Genomic DNA, 21,414 nt, shown 5'->3' on the forward strand with positions numbered 1-21,414 from the left:
GTTCGTCGACTTGTCGCCCGGAGGACGCGTCTCGCCCCGTGCGTAGCCCGCACCTCGCACGCACCCGCCGGGACGCCGCCGGCCCCGGACCTCAGGAGGTCCGGGGCCGGGCGACGGGCGAGAGGGGTCTCGCGGATCAGGCCTTGAGGGCCGCGTCGATCGCGGTGGTGAACTGATCGGCCGTCATCGGCGGGCTGTCGGAGCCCTGCGTCGTGACGGGCTTGCCGTCCATCTTCAGCGTCGGCGTACCCTTCACGCCGCTCTCGTCGAAGGCCTTGTTCATCTTCATCGCCCAGGCGTCGAACGTGCCGTTCTCGACGTTCTTCTTGAACTCGGCGTTGCTCTTGAGGGCCGGGACCGAGTCCGCGACCTCGAGGAGGTACGAGTCCTTGGCGAACTTGTCCTGGTTCTCCTCCGGGTGGAATTCCGTGGAGTAGAGCGCCGCCTTGTACTTCAGGAAGGCTTCGGGGCTCACGTTCAGGGCCGCGCCCAGGGCCGACAGGGCGTTCTTCGAGCCCTCGCCGGGGACGCCGTTGTCGATGAAGGTGGCGCCGATGTACTTGATCTTGTACTTGCCGGACTCGACGTCCTTCTCGATCGTCGAGCCCACGCCCTGCTCGAAGGTCGCGCAGACGGGGCAGCGCGAGTCCTCGTACAGCTCCAGGGTCTTCTTCGCGGACGGCTTGCCGATGACGACCGTCGTGCCGTTCGTGCCCGAGGTGTTCTTCGGGGCCGTCACGGTCGTCGCCTCCGCCGCCGCCTCCCACTGGGTGGGCTTGTTCGACTGCACCACCGCATAGCCGATGCCGCCGGCGGCGGCCAGGACGGCCACGGCCGAGACGCCGACGACCAGCTGCCGGCGCGCCCGGTCCTTCTTCGCCTGGCGCTCGCGCTCGACGCGCAGCCGCTCGCGGGCGGCGGCCTTGTTGGACTGGCTGTTGCGTGCGCTCATGATCGTGTTCTCCGTGAAGGTGTGAGGAAAGGGGGGACCGCTGTACCGGGGTCGCTCAGACGAGAGCGAAGCCCGGGAACGGCGGCCCCCGCCGCCCTACGGAGTGCACGAGGAGACGGACGCGGGACGACCGGGGCCGTCCCGTGGGCCGGACGGCCCGGCCCGGAGCCGTACCGCCGCCGCGGAAGAAGGCCACCACGAGCAGCAGCGGCCGGAACGCGAAGGCGGCCACCGCGCCGAGCAGCCGGGCGAGCGCCCGCTCCCCGCCGCGCAGCCAGAACGCCGCCGTGAGCCCGACCCCGACGTGCGCCAGGAGCAGCAGCCACGGCAGCGCCGGGTCGGGGGAGTCGAGCAGGGCGGCCGCGGTCCCGCTCTCGGGGGCGGCCACACCGGGCAGCGGAGCGCCCACCGCGCCGCCGCAGAAGACCTCCACGCCGACCGCGCGCAGCGAACCGGCGACGGGGCCGCCGGCGGCGCCGTAACAGACCACCTGGCCACTGGTGAAGAGGGTGTCGGCCGCCAGCTCCAGCGGGACGAGGAGCCCGGCGATCGGGCCGAAGCCGCGCTCGCGGCCGGCCAGCGCGTACGCGACGGCGAAGACGCAGACCGCGACCGGGACGACCGTCCCCAGCGGCAGCGGCACGCCGGAGAGCAGCACGTGAGACGCCACGGACAGCGTCACGACCAGTGCCGTGAAGAACGCCGCCCGCAGCGCCCTCAGCTGCGTCCCTGCCATGTCCATCGTCGTGGAGTGTGCCATGTCGTGCCGTAAGGGGTCGCTAAAGACAGTCTGTGAACCGCCCGCCCTGCCCCCGCGGGCCCCTGCCGCCCGGGGGCCTACAGCCCCGGGATCCGGCCGTTGCGGAAGAGGTCCACGAAGATCTGGTGGTCGGCCCGCGCGCGGGCCCCGTACGCGTGCGCGAAGTCCACCAGGAGGTCGGCGAAACCCTCCTCGTCGGCGGCGATCGCCGCGTCGATGGCCCGCTCCGTCGAGAACGGCACCAGCGAGTGCCCGCTCGACTCGTCCGCCGCCGCGTGCATGGTCGCCGTCGCCCGGCCCAGGTCCGCGACGGTCGCCGCGATCTCGTCGAGGTCGTCGATGTCCGACCAGTCCAGGTCCACCGCGTACGGCGAGACCTCGGCGACCAGCTGTCCGGCGCCGTCGAGCTCCGCCCAGCCCAGCCAGGGGTCGGCGTGCGCCTGGAGCGCCCGCTGCGAGATCACGGTGCGGTGGCCCTCGTGCTTGAAGTACTCCCGTACCGCCGAGTCCGTGACGTGGCGGGAGACCGCCGGGGTCTGCGCCTGCTTCAGATAGATCACGACGTCGTTCTCCAGGGCGTCGCTGTGACCCTCCAGCAGGATGTTGTACGAGGGGAGGCCGGCCGAGCCGATGCCGATCCCGCGCCGCCCGACGACGTCCTTCACCCGGTACGAGTCGGGGCGGACCAGGCTCGCCTCCGGCAGCGTCTCCAGATAGCCGTCGAAGGCGGCCAGGACCTTGTAGCGGGTGGCCGCGTCCAGGTCGATCGCGCCCCCGCCGGCCGCGAAGCGGCGCTCGAAGTCACGGATCTCCGTCATCGAGTCGAGCAGCCCGAAGCGGGTCTGCGCCCGGGCGTCGCGCAGGGCGGCGAGCAGCGCGCCGTCGGCGGTCTCCAGCGTGAAGGGCGGCACCTCGTCCTCGCCGGCGCCGGTCGCGAGGGCGTGGATCCGCTCGCGGTAGGCGGCGGCGCAGATCCGGACGCCCTTGGTGATCTGCTCGTCGCTGAGCGCCTTCGCGTAGCCGATCAGGGCGAGCGAGGCGGCGAGCCGCTTCAGGTCCCAGGTGAAGGGCCCCACGTACGCCTCGTCGAAGTCGTTGACGTTGAAGATCAGCCGGCCGTTGGCGTCCATGTACGTGCCGAAGTTCTCGCCGTGCAGATCGCCGTGGATCCAGACCCGGCCGGTGCGCTCGTCCAGGTAGGGCCCACCCTGAGCCTCTTTCTCCAGGTCCGAGTAGAAGAGGCAGGCCGTCCCCCGGTAGAAGGCGAACGCGGAGCCGGCCATCTTCCGGAACTTGACGCGGAAGGCGGCGGGGTCGGCGGCGAGGAGCTCGCCGAAGGCGGTGTCGAAGACGGCGAGGATGTGCTCACCGCGCTCGGCGACGGTGGGCTGGGGGACCGACATCGAGGTGCCTCCTGGTACCGGACGTGCTGCAAGACCGTTCATGACAATTTGGGGGTCCCCCCAGCTCGCGAGGGGGAAGGTGTTCTCTGTCTCCCAACGCGCGACCCTAGCCCCGAGTGCCCGTCGTCTGTCAGTCGCGCGACGTAGACTTCCACGCTGTCCCCCCAGACTGTCCGCAGCCTGTCACTCCGTGTTTTTGGAGGCCCCCCGCCGTGACCAAGCCGCCCTTCACGCACCTCCACGTCCACACCCAGTACTCGCTGCTGGACGGTGCCGCGCGGCTCAAGGACATGTTCAACGCGTGCAACGAGATGGGCATGACCCATATCGCCATGTCCGACCACGGCAACCTGCACGGGGCGTACGACTTCTTCCACACGGCGAAGAAGGCGGGGGTCACCCCGATCATCGGCATCGAGGCGTACGTCGCCCCCGAGTCCCGGCGCAACAAGCGCAAGATCCAGTGGGGCCAGCCGCACCAGAAGCGGGACGACGTCTCCGGTTCCGGCGGTTACACCCACAAGACGATCTGGGCGGCGAACGCCACCGGACTGCACAACCTCTTCAAGCTCTCCTCCGACGCGTACGCCGAGGGCTGGCTGCAGAAGTGGCCCCGGATGGACAAGGAGACCATCTCCAAGTGGTCCGAGGGGCTCATCGCCTCCACCGGCTGCCCCTCCGGAGAGCTCCAGACCCGCCTCCGCCTCGGCCAGTTCGACGAGGCCCTCAAGGCCGCCTCCGAGTACCAGGACATCTTCGGCAAGGAGCGGTACTTCCTGGAGCTGATGGACCACGGCATCGAGATCGAGCGCCGCGTCCGCGACGGACTCCTGGAGATCGGCAAGAAGCTCGGCATCCCGCCGCTCGTCACCAACGACTCGCACTACACGTACGCGCACGAGTCGACCGCGCACGACGCCCTGCTGTGCATCCAGACCGGCAAGAACCTCTCCGACCCGGACCGCTTCCGCTTCGACGGCACCGGCTACTACCTCAAGTCCACGGACGAGATGTACGCCATCGACTCCTCGGACGCCTGGCAGGAGGGCTGCCGCAACACCCTCCTGGTCGCGGAGCAGATCAACACCGACGGCATGTTCGTCGAGAAGAACCTCATGCCGAAGTTCGACATCCCGGAGGGGTACACCGACACCACCTGGTTCCGCGAGGAGACCATGCGGGGCATGCACCGCCGCTTCCCCGGGGGCATCCCCGAGGACCGCATGAAGCAGGTCGAGTACGAGATGGACACCATCATCTCGATGGGCTTCCCCGGCTACTTCCTCGTGGTCGCCGACTTCATCATGTGGGCGAAGAAGCAGGGCATCGCAGTGGGCCCCGGCCGAGGCTCCGCGGCCGGCTCGATCGTCGCGTACGCCATGGGCATCACCGACCTCGACCCGATCCCGCACGGACTGATCTTCGAGCGCTTCCTCAACCCCGAGCGCGTCTCGATGCCCGATGTCGACATCGACTTCGACGAGCGTCGGCGCGTCGAGGTGATCCGGTACGTGACGGAGAAGTACGGCTCGGACAAGGTCGCCATGATCGGCACCTACGGCAAGATCAAGGCGAAGAACGCCATCAAGGACTCCGCGCGCGTCCTCGGCTACCCCTACGCCATGGGCGACCGGCTCACCAAGGCCATGCCCGCCGACGTCCTCGGCAAGGGCATCGACCTCAACGGCATCACCGACCCCTCGCACCCGCGCTACAGCGAGGCCGGCGAGATCCGCGCGATGTACGAGAACGAGCCGGACGTCAAGAAGGTCATCGACACCGCCCGCGGCGTCGAGGGTCTGGTCCGCCAGATGGGCGTGCACGCCGCCGGCGTGATCATGTCCAGCGAGCCCATCGTCGACCACGCCCCGATCTGGGTGCGGCACACGGACGGCGTCACCATCACGCAGTGGGACTACCCCCAGTGCGAGTCGCTCGGCCTGATCAAGATGGACTTCCTGGGCCTCAGGAACCTCACGATCATGGACGACGCCGTCAAGATGGTGAAGGCCAACAAGGGCGTCGAGCTCGACCTGCTGGCCCTCCCGCTGGACGACCCCAAGACGTACGAACTGCTCTGCCGCGGTGACACCCTCGGCGTCTTCCAGTTCGACGGCGGACCCATGCGGTCGCTGCTGCGGCTGATGAAGCCCGACAACTTCGAAGACATCTCCGCCGTGTCCGCCCTGTACCGGCCGGGCCCGATGGGCATGAACTCGCACACGAACTACGCCCTGCGCAAGAACAAGCAGCAGGAGATCACCCCGATCCACCCCGAGCTGGAGAAGCCGCTCGAAGAGGTGCTCGCGGTCACCTACGGCCTGATCGTGTACCAGGAGCAGGTGCAGAAGGCCGCCCAGATCATCGCCGGGTACTCGCTCGGCGAGGCCGACATCCTGCGCCGCGTGATGGGCAAGAAGAAGCCCGAGGAGCTGGCGAAGAACTTCGTCATCTTCCAGGAGGGCGCGAAGAAGAACGGCTACAGCGACGAGGCCATCCAGGCGCTCTGGGACGTCCTGGTCCCCTTCGCCGGCTACGCCTTCAACAAGGCGCACTCCGCCGCGTACGGCCTGGTCTCCTACTGGACCGCCTATCTCAAGGCGAACTACCCCGCCGAGTACATGGCCGGTCTGCTCACCTCGGTCAAGGACGACAAGGACAAGTCCGCCGTCTACCTCAACGAGTGCCGCCGCATGGGCATCAAGGTGCTCCCGCCGAACGTGAACGAGTCCGAGTCGAACTTCGCCGCCCAGGGCGACGACGTGATCCTCTTCGGTCTCTCCGCCGTGCGGAACGTCGGCACCAACGTCGTCGAGTCGATCATCAAGTCGCGCAAGGCGAAGGGGAAGTACAGCACCTTCCCGGACTTCCTCGACAAGGTCGAGGCCGTCGTCTGCAACAAGCGGACCATCGAGTCGCTGATCAAGGCCGGCGCCTTCGACGAGATGGGCCACACCCGCAAGGGCATGGTCGCCCACCACGAACCGATGATCGACAACGTGGTCGCGGTCAAGCGCAAGGAGGCCGAGGGACAGTTCGATCTCTTCGGCGGCATGGGCGAGGAGACCAGCGACGAGCCCGGCTTCGGCCTGGACGTCGAGTTCTCCGACGTCGAGTGGGAGAAGTCCTACCTGCTTGCCCAGGAGCGCGAGATGCTCGGCCTCTACGTCTCCGACCACCCGCTCTTCGGCATCGAGCACGTCCTGTCCGACAAGACGGACGCGGCGATCTCGCAGCTCACCGGTGGCGAGCACAGCGACGGCGCGGTCGTCACCATCGGCGGCATCATCTCGGGCCTCCAGCGCAAGATGACCAAGCAGGGCAACGCCTGGGCGATCGCCACCGTCGAGGACCTGGCCGGCTCCATCGAGTGCATGTTCTTCCCCGCCACCTACCAGCTGGTCTCCACCCAGCTCGTCGAGGACACGGTCGTCTTCGTCAAGGGACGGCTCGACAAGCGCGAGGACATCCCCCGCCTGGTCGCCATGGAGCTGATGGTCCCCGACCTGTCGAACGCCGGGACCAACGCGCCGGTGATCCTCACCATCCCGACGGTGAAGGTGACCCCGCCGATGGTCAGCAGGCTCGGCGAGATCCTCAAGCACCACAAGGGCAACACCGAGGTGCGGATCAAGCTCCAGGGCCCCCGGACCACGACCGTGCTCCGGCTCGACCGGCACCGGGTGACGGCCGACCCGGCACTCTTCGGCGACCTGAAGGTGCTGCTCGGCCCGTCCTGCCTGGCCGGCTGACCGCACTCCGCACTCCGCACACGCGCTAGGGGCGCGCCCGTCGTCACGGGCGCGCCCCTTTGCCGTGGATCGCGTCAGTTGTGGCCGAAGCGCTTCTGACGGCCCTTCCGGGCCATGTCACCAGGGGTCACCTGGGTGGCGCGCTGCTCCGCCTGCGACTCCATCGCGGACTGCTGCGCCTGCTGGCTGCCACGCTCTGCTGCCGACGCCTTCTGCTGCATACGGTCCTGCTTGCGGTTCTTGGCCATGGGGATGATGCCTCCTCAAAGGGACCTAGGGGCCAGGGCCGCTGTCAGATTCACACACGGGCGAATGGCCCGCATTTTGGATCATTACGGAACGTAAGGACCGGGGTGGACGTGATATCCGCCACGCCGATGATCCAGTTCCGACCGTCAAGCCCCCGGCCGTCGGGCAGACTCGAAGTGAACGAAGAGAACGAAGACGCCCCCTAGCACCTTCCGACCCCCGAGTCCGACCCCGAGGTTCCCGAAAGAGGGTGGAACACGTGGACCGCTGCGTCGTCCTGGTGGACGCCGGCTACCTGCTGGGCGCCGCCGCCAGTCTGCTCGCCGGGGAACCGGCCCGCTCCAGAATCGCCGTCGACCACGCCGCGCTCATCCAGCAGCTGCGTGAGCGCGCCGAGGCCGAGACGGCGCTGCCGCTCCTGCGGATCTACTGGTTCGACGGCGCACCCGACCGGGTGCCCCAGCCCGAGCACCGCAGACTGCGCGTGATGCCCCGGGTCACCGTCCGGCTCGGCGCCCTGACCAGGAGCGACGGACGCTGGGCGCAGAAGGGCGTCGACGCGGCCATGCACACCGAGCTCACCGAACTCGCCCGCAATAGGGCCTGCTCCGACATCGTGCTCGTCACCGGCGACGGCGATCTGCTGCCCGGCCTGATGTCCGCCAAGGAGCACGGCGTCGCCGTCCACCTCTGGGCCGTCCAGGCCGCCGACGGCGACTACAACCAGTCCGAGGACCTCGTCGCCGAGGCCGACGAGCGGCGGGTCCTCGACCGGACCTGGATCACCCGGGCCGTCCGCGCCAGGGACCTCACCGGCATCTGCGCGCCCCCGCCCGCCCCGCGCCCCGAGATCGCCGCCATCCTCTCGGCGCCGCTGCCCGAGGCCGCCCTCGCGGCCTCCGCCGAACGGGCCGCCGAAGCCGCCGCCACGCGGAACGGGGACGGACCGGCCACGGCGGAGGTGCCCGCCGCGACCAACGGTCACGTCCACGGCGTCCCCGCCCCCGGCACGGGCCGGGGCGTCCCCACGCCCAAGGACCTCGCGGGACTGCGCGGACCCGGCGGATCCAACGGCTCGGGCGGGCCGCTCGGCACGGTGCCGCAGGGCGCGAGCGCGCTCCGCTGGTCCTCCGACCGCGGCTGGATCGACCGCCCGGCCACCTCCGCCCTCGGGGAACCGGCCGAGACCGCGTCGCTGCCCACCCTCGCCCTGCTCACCAGCGCCGAGCAGCGCTGGGCGGACCGCGAGGAGGACATCACGACCGTCGGCGGCGATCCCTTCGAGGTCGGACAGGTGTTCGCCCGCCGCTGGATGGAACGGCTCCCCGAACAGAGCCACGTCCAGAAGCTCTCCACCCTCTACCCCCGCATCCCGCACCGCATCGACGGCGAACTCCTCCGCTACGCGGCACGGTTCGGTCTGCTCGCCCACAAGGACGATCAGATCGACGAGCACGACCGGTACGCCATCCGGGCCGGCTTCTGGCGCGAGATCGACGTCCGGGCCGCCGCCGAACATGCCCCCGCGCCCGGGGCCGGCCCGGCGACCCCGTAGGCTCTTCCCCCGTGAGTACGGTGTGCGTGGTGCGGGATCTGGTCAAGACGTACCCCGCCACGCGCGGCAGGCGCGGTGCGCCCGCGACACCCGAGGTGCGCGCCACCGACGGGATCAGCCTCGACGTGCGCGGCGGCGAGATCTTCGGCCTGCTCGGACCCAACGGAGCGGGCAAGTCCACCCTCGTCCGCCAGCTCACCGGGCTCATGCGCCCCGACTCCGGCACCGTCGAGCTCCTCGGCCACGACCTCGTGCGCCACCCCGAGCGCGCGTCCCGACTCCTCGCCTACCTCGGCCAGGAGTCCACCGCCCTCGACGAGCTGACCGTCTCCCTCGCCGCCGAGACCACCGGACGCCTGCGCGGCCTCGGCGCCCACGAAGCGCGCGCCGAGCGCGACGCCGTCCTGGAGGAGCTCGGCCTCACCGCGCTCGCCGGCCGGCCCCTCAAGAAGCTCTCCGGCGGTCAGCGGCGGCTCGCCTGCCTCGCCACCGCGCTCGTCGGCCACCGGCCGGTCCTCGTCCTCGACGAGCCGACCACCGGCATGGACCCCGTCGCCCGCCGGGCCGTCTGGGCCGCCGTCGACCGGCGGCGCGCCGAGCACGGCACCACCGTCCTGCTCGTCACCCACAACGTCATCGAGGCCGAGACCGTCCTCGACCGCGTCGCCGTCCTCGACCGCGGCCGGGTCATCGCCTGCGACACCCCGGCCGGGCTCAAGGAGCGCGTCGCGGGCGAGGTCCGCGTCGAGCTGGTGTGGCGCGAGGCGCCGCCGCTCCAGCTGCCCGAGGTCGCCGCCCTGCGCGGACTCGCCCAGGAGACCGGACGGCGCTGGAGCCTCCGGCTCGCCCCCGACGCGGCCCGCGCGGCCGTCGCCACCGTCACCGGCGGGGCCGCCTTCGCCGCGCTCGACGACTTCACGCTGGCCACGCCCAGCCTGGAGGACGTCTACCTCGCGCTGGGCGGCGCGTCAGAGGGCCTGGTGAAGGCATGACCCCCGACCCGCACGTGACCCCCCACGTTCCGCACGTGACCGTCAGGAGCTGTACGCAGTGAGCACCGTGCCCGCCGAGGTCCTGCCGACCGGCGCGCTCCCTCTCCGGTCGCAGGACGCCGGGGACGGCGCGGCGCCGCTCGCCCCGCGCGCCCGGCTGCTGCCGGCCATGGCCGCCGTCTACCGCGCGCAGCTGTCGCGTGCCCGCGTGGCCCGCATCCCGCTCCTCTTCGTGGCCACCTTCCAGTCGATCGGGATCATGGTCCTGATGCGCGGGGTCGTCGACGGCGGCTCCGAGGCGCGGGCCGTCGTGGCCGGCTCCACCGTCCTCGTCGTCGCCTTCGTCGCGCTCAACCTGCTCGCCCAGTACTTCGGGCAGCTGCGGGCGAGCGGCGGCCTCGACCACTACGCCACCCTGCCCGTGCCGCCGGCCGCCGTCGTGCTCGGCGCGGCGGGCGCGTACGCCTCCTTCACCGTGCCCGGGACCGTCTTCACCGCCGTCGCCGGTTCCTTGCTCTTCGGGCTGCCCCTCGGCCAGCTGTGGATCCTCGGCGCCGTGGTGCCGCTCGCCGGGGCGGCACTCGCCGGACTCGGCGCCGCCCTCGGACTCCTCGCCCCCCGGCAGGAGCTGGCCACGCTCCTCGGCCAGCTCGGCATGTCGGCGGCGCTGCTCCTCGGCGTGCTCCCCGCCGAGCGGCTGCCGGAGCCGATCGGCTGGGCGCGGGACCTGCTGCCGTCGACGTACGGCGTGGAGGCCCTGGCCCGTACCTTCGACCCCCACCCGGACTGGGCGGCCGTCGCCCTCGACCTCGCCGTCTGCGGGGCGGTCGGCGTGGTGTCCCTGGCGGTCGCCACCTGGGCCTACCGGCGGGCTGCCGTCCGCTGAGGCGGGCCACAGACACACCTGGCACGATGGCGGGGTGACCGCACCTCTGACTCCGCCCCACCAGCCTCCGCACGACCCCGCCTGGCCTCCGCCGCCCCCGCCGCCGCTCGGGCCCGCCGGGGACCCGATCACGGCGGCCGAGGTCCTGCGGGGTGCCGTCGTGACCGGCGTCTCGGCAGTCGTGGGTGCGGTGCTCGGGCTGCTGTGGCTGTGGCTGGCGCCGCGCGTCCTGCTCATCTCGGACGGCAAGGGGGTCTACCTCCGCGACTCCGAGGGCGAGTCGGCGATCGGCGCGGACGGGACGTTCGTGCTCCTCGCCCTGGCCTTCGGGGCGGTCGCCGCGCTCGTCGTCTTCCTGTGGCGCCGTGAGGGCGGGGTGCCGCTGGTGCTCGGCCTGGCGCTCGGCGGCGTCCTCGGATCGCTGCTCGCCTGGGGCGTGGGGACGTACTTCGGTCCGGCGCGGGACGTGGTCGCGCACGCGAAGTCGGTCGGCCCGAACGTCGTCTTCGAGGCGCCACTCGAACTGAACATGGCGGCCGCCGCCATGCTGGCCTGGCCGCTGGCGGCGATGATCGTGCACCTGGCGCTGACGGCGCTCTTCGGCCCCCGCGACCCGGAGCCGGAGTACTGGGGGCCGCAGCAGGCACAGCCCGGGCCGAAGTCCCTCTGAGCGCCGGCCGTGGCCGGCAGGGGCCACGACCCGGCGTCAGCCGCGGCCGATCGGGGCCACGACCGCCGAGGTGAGGGCGGCCAGGTCGGCGGGGGAGAGCTCGACCTCCAGGCCGCGGCGGCCCGCCGAGATGCAGATCGTCGCGTGGTCCGAGGCCGAGGCGTCGAGGACCGTACGCAGACGCTTGCGCTGGCCCAGGGGAGAGATGCCGCCCCGGACGTACCCCGTCGTGCGCTCGGCGGCGGCGGGGTCCGCCATCGCCGCCCGCTTCCCGCCGACCGCCGAGGCCAGCGCCTTCAGGTCCAGCTGCCCCGCGACCGGGACGACCGCGACCGTCAGCTCGCCGTCGACGTCGGCCACCAGCGTCTTGAAGACCCGGTCGGGGGAGACGCCGAGCGCCTCCGCCGCCTCCTCGCCGTACGAGGGGGAGGCCGGGTCGTGCTCGTACGCGTGCAGGGTGAAGGGCGTCCCGGCCGAGGTCAGCGCGACCGTCGCCGGGGTGCCCCCGCTGTTCTTCTTCTGCTTCTTCGCCACGCGCTCCTCGCCCTTCCTCAGTTCGGGTTCGTCGGACCCTGCGTCAGGTCGACCGCCGGCAGCGAGGGCAGGTGCCGCAGCACCGCCGTCTCCGCGCGCAGCAGCGCCAGCTCCTCACGCAGCCGCGTCGCCGTGTCCGGGGCCTGGAGCAGCCGCTGCTTCGACGGGGTGTCGAGCACCGCGGCCGCCGCGACCAGGTACGACACGACCGACGGGTCGTCCGGCAGCTCGCTCGTCGTCAGCGACCGCTCCCGCGCCCCCGCCAGCCGCTTCTGGTAGTTCCGGAAGGCCCGCAGCACGCCCTCGGAGAGGGTGCCCGCGTCCTCGCCCCGCTCCTCCGCGATCTCCTCGACCTCGGCGACCAGGAACGGTCCGCTCGCGTCGACCGAGAGGAGCTTGACCCGGGTCGTCCCGGTGGCCATGACCTCGAAGCTGCCGTTGGAGCGCTCGCGGATGCTCGCCGCGTCGGCGATACAGCCGACCCGGTGGAAGGCCTGGATCGGGTCGGCGCCGAAGCCGGCGGCGGGGCCCTTCTCCGGCAGGGCCGTCGGGTCCGGCATCCCGGGGGCGGTGGGCGCGACCTCGCGCCCGTCGCGGATGGCGACGACGGCGAAGCGGCGCGGCTCCGTGTCGTCGATCGTGAGCAGCTCCCGCATCATGGCGCGATAGCGCTCCTCGAAGACGTTCAGGGGCAGCACGAGGCCAGGGAACAGCACCGCGTTGAGCGGGAAGAGGGGCAGGCGAGCGGTGGTCACGGCGGCAAGCCTAATGGCCGCCGGGACCGCCCCGTCCGGCCCGTCCGTATCCGGGCCTCCACAGGGGCGTCCGGCCGGCCGACTCGGCCCGTACGAGGTCCCGCACGGCCAGGAACCGGCGGAGGGGATCCTCCTGCACGGCGCCCCGCGGCGCACCCCACGGGAAGGACGTCGCGTGGGGGCCGATCCGGCGGAACTCGTCCAGCGCGTCCGTCCACCGCGCGCGCTCCACCAGCACGTACGCGAGGAGGTTGCGCACCTCGGCGGGCCACGGGTCGCCCGCGGGGAAGGCGGCCGAGAGGGCGAGCGCCCGGTCGGCGGCCCCGTCGAGCCGAGCCGCGGCCGCCGAACGGTCCGGCCTGGGCAGCGAACGGAGCCGGTCGTAGGCCGCGCGGACCGGGAGGGCCCGCACGAGCGAATCCGGGGCGGCGTCGTCGGCGGCCTGCTCGGCGAAGTCGAAGGCGGCCCGGTGCGAGCCGTACCACTGCGCGGAGAGGTACTTGAGCGCCGCGACATGGCTGCCGTAGTGGTGGGGGGAGCGGCGCACGGCCTGCTCCCACAGCGTCTCGAAGACGGCGTGCCCGGCGTGCTCACCGCGCGCGTGGTCCAGGGCGAGCCGCCACGGCACCGGATCGTGCGGCGCCTCCTCGGTGACCGTCCGGATCAGCGGGTCGAGCTCGCGCAGCCGCTCGGCCCGGGCGGGGGACTCCCAGGCGCGGCGGACGGCGAGCTGGGTCGAGACGAGCAGGGCGTCGGGGTCGTGGGGCGCGGCGGCGAGCCAGTGGGCCAGCCAGTCGCCCCTGCTGTACGCGAAGGTGGCGAGCCGGGTGACGTACCGGTCGCGGTCCTCCCACTCGGCCGCGTCCCGGGTGGTGGCGAGCAGCTTCGCCGCGGGTTCCGGGTCGGCCAGCGCGGCGGCGACCAGGGCGGGGGCGAGCCGCTCGTCCGGGGCGTCGAGCAGCACGTCGTCGTCCGGCACGAGCCCGGCGGCGGACCGCGGGGTGTGCCGGGCCGAACGGACGGCGCCGATCAGGGCGCGGAGGAAGGCCATGGTGCGACATATTTTCGCACCGGGTCGTGCTGTTTCGCGCCCATCTGCCCAGCCCTTTCACCCCCACCTCACCCGGCCCCCTCACATCGCCGCCGCGGCGCGGCCCCACGCCCCCGCGCGGCCTCCTCTTCTCCGCCTCGCCTCTGCCTTCCCTCCGCCTTCCCTCCGCCGGGCCGAGGCGGCTTCCGTCGGGTCAGCCGCGGCGCAGGAGACGGGTCGCGCCCGCCGCCACGGTCGTCGCCAGGATCCAGCCGAGGAGTATCAGCACCGCCGCCGCCCACTGCCAGACGCCCTCCAGGCGCCAGTAGCCGTCCTGCCCGAGGTTGATCACCGGCAGCAGCAGGTCCAGCGCGTACAGCGTGCCGTTCCACGCCGGAGCCTCGTCCTCCTTGAGCGGGATCGGGCGGTAGTGGGAGAAGGCCACCGTGCCCGCCGCCCACAGCACGGCCATCCACAGGGCGGCCCGGCCCGGCCGGTAGCCGTACGCCACCGTCCAGTCCTGGACGAACCCCCACAGCTTCCCCGCCACCGGAAGCGTCTCCCGCCGGCGCCGCTGCTTGGCGAGGAGCACCTCGCGCGCGTCCGCGTCCTCCCCGCTGTTGCGCAGGACCGTCGCCAGCCGCTCGTACGGCTCGGGGGCGTACTCCGGGGTCGCCGCCGCCACCCACTCCAGGCGCCGGGCCAGCGGGAAGTGCCCGTACGGCACGAGGTTCTCGTAGACGAACCCGCCCATCGCCAGACCGCCGGGCCCCGGCCAGCTGGTCGACAGGTCGATCAGGGTCACGATCCTGGCGCCGTTGAGCACCACCCGTCCCTCCTCCGGGCGCTCGCCGTTGAACCGCAGCTCGGGGGTGGCGATCCTGCGCAGCGACACCTCCTCCCGGCGCGAGCCGTTCAGCAGGAACCGGGCGGAGTGCAGGTCCACCGCGTCGCCGAACCGCCCGTCGTCGAGCCGGACGCCGCCGTGGCACTCCACGGGCTTGCGCCGGGTGCCCTGGGCGGGCGTCACGCCGTACGGCGGGGTGGCGGTCGTGTTGCCCGTGCTCCCCGTGTTCCCCGAGGGGTCCGTCTCCTCGTACACCCATGCCGCGTTCAGGTAGAGCGAGCGCTCCACCGTCAACTGCGGGGCGTTGAGCGCGCGCCGCTGCTGCGCCCCGCGCAGCACGCTGCCCCGCAGGCTGAGCGAGACGCCGACCTTCGCCCCGCGCAGGCTCAGCTCGCCGTGCGTCTCGATCAGTTCGGCCTGGAGGTCCTGGGCCACCACCATCCCGTCGGCCGTGATCGCCCGTCCGCGCCGGTCCGGCCACACCTGGATCTGGTTGATGAGCAGGTCCGTGCCGATCTGGGCGTCCGTGAGCCGGATGCCCCGTCCCACCCGGCAGCGCGGCAGGTGCAGGTCGCCCGTCGTGTGCAGCCGGGCCGCCTCCAGGCGCGGGATCGCGCAGGCGACCATCCGCAAGGTGCCGAACTGGGCCTCGGGGAGCACGACCTCGCCGTCGAACCGGCAGCCGTGCAGCTCCACGTACGGCCCTATCGTCCCGCCCGCCAGGTTCAGCACGCCCGTGATCCGCACGCCGCGCAGCTTCAGCGCGGCCACCCGTCCCGACCTGGCCTGCGGCCCGTCGAGCAGCAGCAGGGCCACCACGTCCGCGCGGACGCTCCGCTCCGGGCCCCACTCCCGTGCTCCGAACGGATCGTCCCGCTCGGCGATCCCCTCCGTCAGATCACAGGTCCTGCCGATCCGGAACGCCCGCCACACGGCCCGCTCCGGGCCCGTGAGCCCGTCGGGCATCCCGTCGTCGTGCGGCTCGGTCACGCCGCCCCCCTCGCTTTCCACGTCCGCTCCCACGATTTCCCTCGCCGGGTTCCGTGGATTCGTACAGCCGTTCTTCCCGCTGAGTGACGGGCTGAACGCTAACGGTCAGCTGTGGCGACAAGACGCCAGTGTGGCGGGTATCAGTCACTGATTGGCATGTATCAGCTGTTGATACGGGCGACCGGCGTTCTAGGCCGTCTGCGAGAATTGACCCGTGATCTCGCGAATCGATCTGCGCGGTGAGACCCTCCCCGAGGGTTCCGCCCTGCGCGACCTGCTGCCCCGTGCCGAGTTCGACGTGGAAGCCGCCCTGGAGAAGGTGCGGCCCATCTGCGAGGACGTCCGGCATCATGGCGCGGCCGCGGTGATCGACTACGGGGAGAAATTCGACGGCGTCCGCGTCCCGAGCCTGCGCGTCCCCACCGAGGCGATCACCCGCGCCCTCGACGAGCTCGATCCGGCCGTCCGCGCCGCCCTCGAGGAGTCCATCCGGCGCGCCCGGCTCGTCCACCGCGAGCAGCGCCGCACCACCCACACCACCCAGGTCGTCCCCGGCGGCACGGTCACCGAGAAGTGGATCCCGGTCGAGCGCGTCGGTCTGTACGTGCCGGGCGGCCGCGCCGTCTACCCGTCCTCCGTCGTGATGAACGTCGTCCCGGCCCAGGAGGCCGGCGTCGAGGGCCTGGCCGTCGCCTCGCCCCCGCAGAAGGACTTCGGCGGCCTGCCGCACCCGACGATCCTCGCCGCCTGCGCCCTGCTCGGCGTCGACGAGGTGTACGCGGCCGGCGGCGCCCAGGCCATCGCCATGTTCGCGTACGGCACCCTGGGCACCACGGCCACGGACGCCGAGCCCGGCTGCGCCCCGGTCAACCTGGTCACCGGCCCCGGCAACATCTACGTGGCCGCCGCCAAGCGCCTCCTCAAGGGCCGCATCGGCATCGACGCCGAGGCCGGCCCGACGGAGATCGCGATCCTCGCGGACTCCACCGCCGACCCCGTCCACGTCGCCGCCGACCTCATCAGCCAGGCCGAGCACGACCCGATGGCCGCCTCCGTCCTCGTCACCGACTCGGACGAGCTGGCCGCCGCCACCGAGGCCGAACTGAAGACCCAGGTCGCCGCCTCCAAGCACGTCGACGACCGGATCGTCCCGGCCCTCGCCGGCCGCCAGTCCGCGATCGTCCTCGTCCGCGACCTGGCCGACGGCCTCAAGGTCGTCGACGCGTACGGCGCCGAGCACCTGGAGATCCAGACCGCCGACGCCGCCGCCGTCGCCGACCGGGTCCGCAACGCGGGCGCGATCTTCGTCGGCCCCTGGGCGCCGGTCTCGCTCGGCGACTACTGCGCGGGCTCCAACCACGTCCTCCCCACCGGCGGCTGCGCCTGCCACTCCTCGGGTCTCTCCGTGCAGTCCTTCCTGCGCGGCGTGCACATCGTGGACTACACGCGGAACGCCCTCGCCGACGTGGCCCACCACGTGGTGACGCTCGCCGAGGCCGAGGACCTGCCCGCGCACGGCGCGGCGATCAAGGCAAGGTTCGGATGGAAGGTTCCCGAGACCAAGTGACCTCGTACGACACCGTCCGCATCGACGACCTGCCCGTCCGCGACGAGCTGCGCGGCAAGTCCCCCTACGGCGCGCCCCAGCTCGACGTCCCCGTCCAGCTGAACACCAACGAGAACCCGTACCCGCTGCCCGAGCCCCTGGTGGCCCGGATCGCGGAGCGGGTCGCCGAGGCCGCCCGCGGCCTCAACCGCTACCCCGACCGCGACGCGGTCGAGCTGCGCACGGAGCTCGCCGCCTACCTCACCCGGACCGGCAAGCACCGCGTCGGCATCGAGAACGTGTGGGCGGCCAACGGTTCCAACGAGGTCCTCCAGCAGCTCCTGCAGACCTTCGGCGGCCCCGGCCGTACCGCGATCGGCTTCGAGCCCTCGTACTCGATGCACGCCCTGATCGCCCGCGGCACCGGCACGGGCTGGATCTCCGGCCCGCGCAACGACGACTTCACGATCGACGTGGCGGCGGCCCGACAGGCCATCGCCGAGAACACGCCGGACGTCGTCTTCATCACCTCTCCCAACAACCCCACCGGCACCGCGGTCGAGGCCGACACCGTCCTCGCCCTGTACGAGGCGGCCCAGGCGGCCGGGCCCTCGATGGTGGTCGTGGACGAGGCGTACGTGGAGTTCAGCCACCGCGACTCGCTGCTGCCGCTCCTCGAAGGCCGGCCGAACCTGGTGGTCTCCCGGACCATGTCCAAGGCGTTCGGCGCCGCCGGGCTGCGCCTCGGCTACCTCGCCGCGCACCCGGCCGTCGTCGACGCCGTCCAGCTGGTCCGCCTGCCGTACCACCTCTCCGCCGTCACCCAGGCCACCGCGCTCGCCGCCCTGGAGCACACCGACACCCTCCTCGGGTACGTCGAGCAGCTCAAGGTCGAGCGCGACCGGCTCGTCACCGAACTGCGTGCCCTCGGCTGCGAGGTCACCGAGTCCGACGCCAACTTCGTGCAGTTCGGCAGGTTCGCCGACACGCACGCGGCCTGGCAGCGGATCCTCGACCGGGGCGTCCTGGTCCGGGACAACGGCGTACCGGGCTGGCTGCGGGTCACCGCGGGCACCCCCGAAGAGAACGACGCGTTCCTCGACGCGGTCCGTGAACTGATGAAGGAGCAGAAGCGATGAGCCGCGTAGGCCGCGTTGAGCGCACCACCAAGGAGACGTCCGTCGTCGTCGAGATCGACCTCGACGGCACCGGAAAGGTCGACGTGTCGACCGGGGTCGGCTTCTACGACCACATGCTCGACCAGCTCGGGCGGCATGGTCTCTTCGACCTGACGGTCAAGACCGACGGCGATCTGCACATCGACTCGCACCACACCATCGAGGACACCGCCCTCGCCCTCGGCGCCGCCTTCAAGCAGGCCCTCGGCGACAAGGTCGGCATCTACCGCTTCGGCAACTGCACCGTCCCGCTGGACGAGTCCCTCGCCCAGGTGACCGTCGACCTCTCCGGCCGCCCGTACCTCGTGCACACCGAGCCCGAGAACATGGCGCCGATGATCGGCTCGTACGACACGACGATGACCCGGCACATCTTCGAGTCCTTCGTCGCACAGGCCCAGATCGCGCTGCACATCCACGTCCCGTACGGGCGCAACGCCCACCACATCGTGGAGTGCCAGTTCAAGGCCTTCGCCCGCGCCCTCCGCTACGCCTCCGAGCGCGACCCGCGCGCCGCCGGAATCCTCCCCTCCACGAAGGGCGCGCTCTAGTCGTGAACGGCCTCTCCACCATCCTCATCGTCGTCGGGCTCTTCCTGCTCGGCGGCATCTACTCCTTCGTCAAGCAGCAGATGCCCAAGGGCCTCATCGTGCTCGTCGCCATCGGCGCCGCCATGTCCCTCGGCGCCGGCGTGCTGCGGCTGGACGTGTGGTCATGACCGGCAGCCCCAAGAAGGTCGTCGTCTTCGACTACGGCTTCGGCAACGTCCGCTCCGCCGAGCGCGCGCTCGCCCGGGTAGGCGCCGACGTCGAGATCACCCGCGACTACGACAAGGCGATGAACGCCGACGGACTCCTCGTCCCCGGCGTCGGCGCCTTCTCCGCCTGCATGAAGGGGCTCAAGGAGGCCCGCGGCGAGTGGATCATCGGCCGCCGGCTCTCCGGCGGCCGCCCCGTCATGGGCATCTGCGTCGGCATGCAGATCCTTTTCGCCCAGGGCATCGAGCACGGCGTGGAGACCGAGGGCCTCGACGAGTGGCCCGGTACGGTCGAGCCGTTGAACGCCCCCGTCGTGCCCCACATGGGCTGGAACACGGTGGACGCGCCCGAGGACACCCAGCTCTTCGCGGGCCTCGACGCCGACGCCCGGTACTACTTCGTGCACTCCTACGCGGTGCGCGAGTGGACCCTGGAGGTCGGCAACAAGAACATGCGCGCCCCCAAGGTCACCTGGGCCACCCACGGCGAGCCGTTCGTCGCGGCCGTCGAGAACGGCGCCCTGTGGGCGACCCAGTTCCACCCCGAGAAGTCCGGCGACGCCGGAGCCCAGCTCCTCACCAACTGGATCGGAACCCTGTGAGCACTCTCGAACTCCTCCCCGCCGTCGACGTCCGCGACGGCCAGGCCGTCCGCCTCGTCCACGGCGAGTCCGGCAGCGAGACCTCCTACGGCTCTCCCCTGGAGGCCGCCCTGGCCTGGCAGCGTTCCGGCGCCGAGTGGCTCCACCTGGTCGACCTCGACGCCGCCTTCGGCACCGGTGACAACCGTGAGCTGATCGCCGAGGTCGCCAAGGCGATGGACATCAAGGTCGAGCTCTCCGGCGGCATCCGCGACGACGCCTCCCTCGCGGCGGCCCTCGCCACCGGCTGCACCCGCGTCAACCTCGGCACCGCCGCCCTGGAGACCCCCGAGTGGGTCGCCAAGGTCATCGCCGAGTTCGGCGACAAGATCGCCGTCGGCCTCGACGTGCGCGGCACGACCCTGCGCGGCCGCGGCTGGACCCGCGACGGCGGCGACCTGTACGAGACGCTGGCCCGCCTCGACGCCGAGGGCTGCGCCCGCTACGTCGTCACCGACATCGCCAAGGACGGCACGCTCCAGGGCCCCAACCTGGAGCTCCTGAAGAACGTCTGCGCGGCCACCGACAAGCCCGTCGTCGCCTCCGGCGGCGTCTCCTCCCTGGACGACCTGCGGGCCATCTCGGATCTGGTCCCGCTGGGCGTCGAGGGCGCGATCGTCGGCAAGGCGCTCTACGCCAAGGCCTTCACCCTCGAAGAGGCGCTCGCGGCGGTGGCTGCCGTATGACCGATTCCGTACGCAAGGTCGTCACCGGCGCTCCCTGGGAGGAGCAGTTCGGCTACTCCCGCGCGGTGGAGCTGCCGAACGGCCTGGTCCTGGTCGCCGGCTGCACGTCGGTGGTCGACGGCCAGATCGCCGACGGCGGCCCGTACGACCAGACGGTCAACTCCTTCAACGTGGCCTTCGCCGCGCTGAAGCAGCTCGGCCTGGGCGCGGAGCACGTCGTGCGGACGCGGATGTACATCACCCACGCCCGGGACGTGGACGAGGTCGGCCGCGCCCACAAGGAGCTGTTCGACGCCGTCCGCCCCGCCGCCTCGATGATCATCGTCTCCGGCTTCGTCGACCCGCGTCTGGTCGTCGAGGTGGAGATCGAGGCGTACCGGACGGAGGAGCCCGCATGAGCCTCGCCGTACGCGTGATCCCCTGCCTGGACGTGGACAACGGCCGGGTCGTGAAGGGCGTCAACTTCCAGAACCTCCGCGACGCGGGCGACCCCGTCGAGATGGCCAAGCTGTACGACGCCGAGGGCGCCGACGAGCTGACCTTCCTCGACATCACCGCCTCCTCCGGGAACCGGGAGACGACCTACGACGTGGTGCGCCGCACCGCCGAGCAGGTCTTCATCCCGCTCACCGTGGGCGGCGGGGTCCGCGCGGCGGAGGACGTCGACAAGCTGCTGCGCGCCGGGGCCGACAAGGTGGGCGTCAACACCGCCGCCATCGAGCGCCCCGAGCTGATCCAGGAGATCGCGGAGCGCTTCGGCCGCCAGGTGCTCGTCCTGTCGGTCGACGCCCGGCGTACCGCCTCCGGCTCCTTCGAGGTGACGACGCACGGCGGCCGCAAGGGCACCGGCATCGACGCCGTCGAGTGGGCGCACCGGGCCGCCGAGCTCGGCGCGGGAGAGATCCTGCTCAACTCGATGGACGCCGACGGCACGAAGGACGGCTACGACACCGAGATGATCGCGGCCGTGCGCAAGCACGTCACGGTCCCGGTGATCGCCTCCGGCGGCGCCGGTAAGCTCGCCGACTTCCCGCCGGCCGTCGCGGCGGGCGCGGACGCGGTGCTCGCGGCCTCCGTCTTCCACTTCGGCGACCTGCGGATCTCGCAGGTCAAGGACGCGCTGCGGGAGGCGGGCCACCCGGTCCGCTGAGCCGTGGCAGGAAGGGGCTCCTTCGGGAGCCCCTTCCTCTTCGCCAGATGTGCAGGATTATTTGTGCAATTTCTGTTGTGC

Annotated in this window: 21 protein-coding genes; 13 read left to right on the plus strand and 8 right to left on the minus strand. The window is 71.8% G+C overall.

The annotated features are described in order from the left end of the window. Positions 1-136: 136 nt before the first annotated feature. From SGA01_RS11730 to SGA01_RS11740, 3 genes are all read right to left on the minus strand, one after another. Positions 137-952 (minus strand): DsbA family protein, encoded by an 816-nt coding sequence (locus SGA01_RS11730; protein WP_141296262.1) that lies wholly within the window; start codon positions 950-952, stop codon positions 137-139. Between the two features lie 55 nt (positions 953-1,007). Further along, complete coding sequence (locus SGA01_RS11735) at positions 1,008-1,694, minus strand: hypothetical protein (RefSeq protein ID WP_141296265.1); 687 nt, start codon at positions 1,692-1,694, stop codon at positions 1,008-1,010. Between the two features lie 95 nt (positions 1,695-1,789). Then, complete coding sequence (locus tag SGA01_RS11740) at positions 1,790-3,115, minus strand: DUF2252 domain-containing protein (protein ID WP_141296268.1); 1,326 nt, start codon at positions 3,113-3,115, stop codon at positions 1,790-1,792. Positions 3,116-3,327: 212 nt separating this feature from the next. Here SGA01_RS11740 and dnaE point away from each other — a divergent pair, with 212 nt between their 5' ends. Further along, positions 3,328-6,867, plus strand: a complete 3,540-nt coding sequence (dnaE, locus tag SGA01_RS11745; protein WP_141296271.1) for a DNA polymerase III subunit alpha — start codon at positions 3,328-3,330, stop codon at positions 6,865-6,867. A 74-nt stretch (positions 6,868-6,941) separates the two neighbouring features. On the opposite strand, the gene SGA01_RS40975 is transcribed toward dnaE, so the two are convergent. Next, entirely contained in the window at positions 6,942-7,115 is a 174-nt protein-coding gene (locus SGA01_RS40975; protein ID WP_167534063.1) for a hypothetical protein, read from the minus strand. A 251-nt stretch (positions 7,116-7,366) separates the two neighbouring features. On the opposite strand from SGA01_RS40975, the gene SGA01_RS11750 reads away from it, so the two are divergent. From SGA01_RS11750 to SGA01_RS11765, 4 genes are read left to right on the plus strand one after another with little or no spacing between them, the layout of a single operon-like run. Beyond that, positions 7,367-8,671: an NYN domain-containing protein gene (locus tag SGA01_RS11750; RefSeq protein ID WP_141296274.1), complete on the plus strand. Its 1,305-nt coding sequence runs from the start codon at positions 7,367-7,369 to the stop codon at positions 8,669-8,671. A gap of 20 nt (positions 8,672-8,691) precedes the next feature. Next, positions 8,692-9,663 (plus strand): ABC transporter ATP-binding protein, encoded by a 972-nt coding sequence (locus SGA01_RS11755; RefSeq protein WP_174867273.1) that lies wholly within the window; start codon positions 8,692-8,694, stop codon positions 9,661-9,663. A 58-nt stretch (positions 9,664-9,721) separates the two neighbouring features. Beyond that, the gene (locus tag SGA01_RS11760) at positions 9,722-10,549 is read left to right on the plus strand and encodes an ABC transporter permease (RefSeq protein ID WP_141296277.1); all 828 of its coding nucleotides are present in this window, start codon (positions 9,722-9,724) and stop codon (positions 10,547-10,549) included. A gap of 34 nt (positions 10,550-10,583) precedes the next feature. Beyond that, entirely contained in the window at positions 10,584-11,219 is a 636-nt protein-coding gene (locus SGA01_RS11765) for a DUF2567 domain-containing protein (protein WP_141296280.1), read from the plus strand. Positions 11,220-11,255: 36 nt separating this feature from the next. Here the strand turns inward: SGA01_RS11765 and ybaK are convergent, their stop codons facing one another. The 4 genes from ybaK to SGA01_RS11785 form a co-directional block, all read right to left on the minus strand. Continuing rightward, a complete protein-coding gene (gene ybaK / locus SGA01_RS11770) occupies positions 11,256-11,753 on the minus strand; it encodes a Cys-tRNA(Pro) deacylase (protein ID WP_141296283.1) in 498 nt (165 codons plus the stop codon). 17 nt (positions 11,754-11,770) lie between these two features. Beyond that, positions 11,771-12,508, minus strand: coding sequence for an LON peptidase substrate-binding domain-containing protein (locus tag SGA01_RS11775; protein WP_141296286.1), 738 nt, complete (start codon positions 12,506-12,508; stop codon positions 11,771-11,773). 10 nt (positions 12,509-12,518) lie between these two features. Next, on the minus strand, positions 12,519-13,559 hold the full coding sequence (locus tag SGA01_RS11780; RefSeq protein WP_141296289.1) for a hypothetical protein: 1,041 nt from the start codon (positions 13,557-13,559) through the stop codon (positions 12,519-12,521). Between the two features lie 193 nt (positions 13,560-13,752). Continuing rightward, positions 13,753-15,375: an oxidoreductase gene (locus SGA01_RS11785; RefSeq protein WP_141296292.1), complete on the minus strand. Its 1,623-nt coding sequence runs from the start codon at positions 15,373-15,375 to the stop codon at positions 13,753-13,755. A gap of 214 nt (positions 15,376-15,589) precedes the next feature. Here SGA01_RS11785 and hisD point away from each other — a divergent pair, with 214 nt between their 5' ends. The 8 genes from hisD to hisF are packed head-to-tail and all read left to right on the plus strand — an operon-like array spanning position 15,590 to position 21,333. Next, positions 15,590-16,942, plus strand: coding sequence for a histidinol dehydrogenase (gene hisD / locus SGA01_RS11790; protein WP_141296295.1), 1,353 nt, complete (start codon positions 15,590-15,592; stop codon positions 16,940-16,942). Continuing rightward, positions 16,939-18,060 (plus strand): histidinol-phosphate transaminase, encoded by a 1,122-nt coding sequence (locus SGA01_RS11795; RefSeq protein WP_229917781.1) that lies wholly within the window; start codon positions 16,939-16,941, stop codon positions 18,058-18,060. The genes hisD and SGA01_RS11795 overlap by 4 nt, the downstream gene beginning before the upstream one ends. After that, the gene (gene hisB, locus SGA01_RS11800) at positions 18,057-18,650 is read left to right on the plus strand and encodes an imidazoleglycerol-phosphate dehydratase HisB (RefSeq protein ID WP_015032911.1); all 594 of its coding nucleotides are present in this window, start codon (positions 18,057-18,059) and stop codon (positions 18,648-18,650) included. The genes SGA01_RS11795 and hisB overlap by 4 nt, the downstream gene beginning before the upstream one ends. A 2-nt stretch (positions 18,651-18,652) precedes the next feature. Further along, on the plus strand, positions 18,653-18,817 hold the full coding sequence (locus SGA01_RS40980; RefSeq protein WP_055644079.1) for a CG2302 family histidine operon protein: 165 nt from the start codon (positions 18,653-18,655) through the stop codon (positions 18,815-18,817). Continuing rightward, positions 18,814-19,458, plus strand: coding sequence for an imidazole glycerol phosphate synthase subunit HisH (gene hisH, locus SGA01_RS11805; RefSeq protein ID WP_141296301.1), 645 nt, complete (start codon positions 18,814-18,816; stop codon positions 19,456-19,458). Before SGA01_RS40980 ends, hisH begins: the two co-directional genes overlap by 4 nt. Then, on the plus strand, positions 19,455-20,183 hold the full coding sequence (gene priA, locus SGA01_RS11810) for a bifunctional 1-(5-phosphoribosyl)-5-((5-phosphoribosylamino)methylideneamino)imidazole-4-carboxamide isomerase/phosphoribosylanthranilate isomerase PriA (protein WP_141296304.1): 729 nt from the start codon (positions 19,455-19,457) through the stop codon (positions 20,181-20,183). The genes hisH and priA overlap by 4 nt, the downstream gene beginning before the upstream one ends. Next, positions 20,180-20,581: a RidA family protein gene (locus tag SGA01_RS11815; protein ID WP_141296307.1), complete on the plus strand. Its 402-nt coding sequence runs from the start codon at positions 20,180-20,182 to the stop codon at positions 20,579-20,581. The genes priA and SGA01_RS11815 overlap by 4 nt, the downstream gene beginning before the upstream one ends. Then, complete coding sequence (hisF, locus tag SGA01_RS11820; RefSeq protein WP_141296310.1) at positions 20,578-21,333, plus strand: imidazole glycerol phosphate synthase subunit HisF; 756 nt, start codon at positions 20,578-20,580, stop codon at positions 21,331-21,333. The genes SGA01_RS11815 and hisF overlap by 4 nt, the downstream gene beginning before the upstream one ends. Positions 21,334-21,414 lie beyond the last annotated feature (81 nt).

The organism is Streptomyces gardneri, assembly GCF_006539185.1.
In the GTDB taxonomy this organism is placed as follows: domain Bacteria; phylum Actinomycetota; class Actinomycetes; order Streptomycetales; family Streptomycetaceae; genus Streptomyces; species Streptomyces gardneri.

Coding starts and splice junctions, on each gene's coding strand:
- SGA01_RS11730 (WP_141296262.1), bottom strand. CDS start 952: ATGAGCGCACGCAACAGCCAGTCCAACAAGGCCGCCGCCCGCGAGCGG.
- hisH (WP_141296301.1), top strand. CDS start 18,814: ATGACCGGCAGCCCCAAGAAGGTCGTCGTCTTCGACTACGGCTTCGGC.
- SGA01_RS11735 (WP_141296265.1), bottom strand. CDS start 1,694: ATGGACATGGCAGGGACGCAGCTGAGGGCGCTGCGGGCGGCGTTCTTC.
- hisB (WP_015032911.1), top strand. CDS start 18,057: ATGAGCCGCGTAGGCCGCGTTGAGCGCACCACCAAGGAGACGTCCGTC.
- SGA01_RS11780 (WP_141296289.1), bottom strand. CDS start 13,559: ATGGCCTTCCTCCGCGCCCTGATCGGCGCCGTCCGTTCGGCCCGGCAC.
- hisF (WP_141296310.1), top strand. CDS start 20,578: ATGAGCCTCGCCGTACGCGTGATCCCCTGCCTGGACGTGGACAACGGC.
- SGA01_RS11815 (WP_141296307.1), top strand. CDS start 20,180: ATGACCGATTCCGTACGCAAGGTCGTCACCGGCGCTCCCTGGGAGGAG.
- SGA01_RS11740 (WP_141296268.1), bottom strand. CDS start 3,115: ATGTCGGTCCCCCAGCCCACCGTCGCCGAGCGCGGTGAGCACATCCTC.
- SGA01_RS40975 (WP_167534063.1), bottom strand. CDS start 7,115: ATGGCCAAGAACCGCAAGCAGGACCGTATGCAGCAGAAGGCGTCGGCA.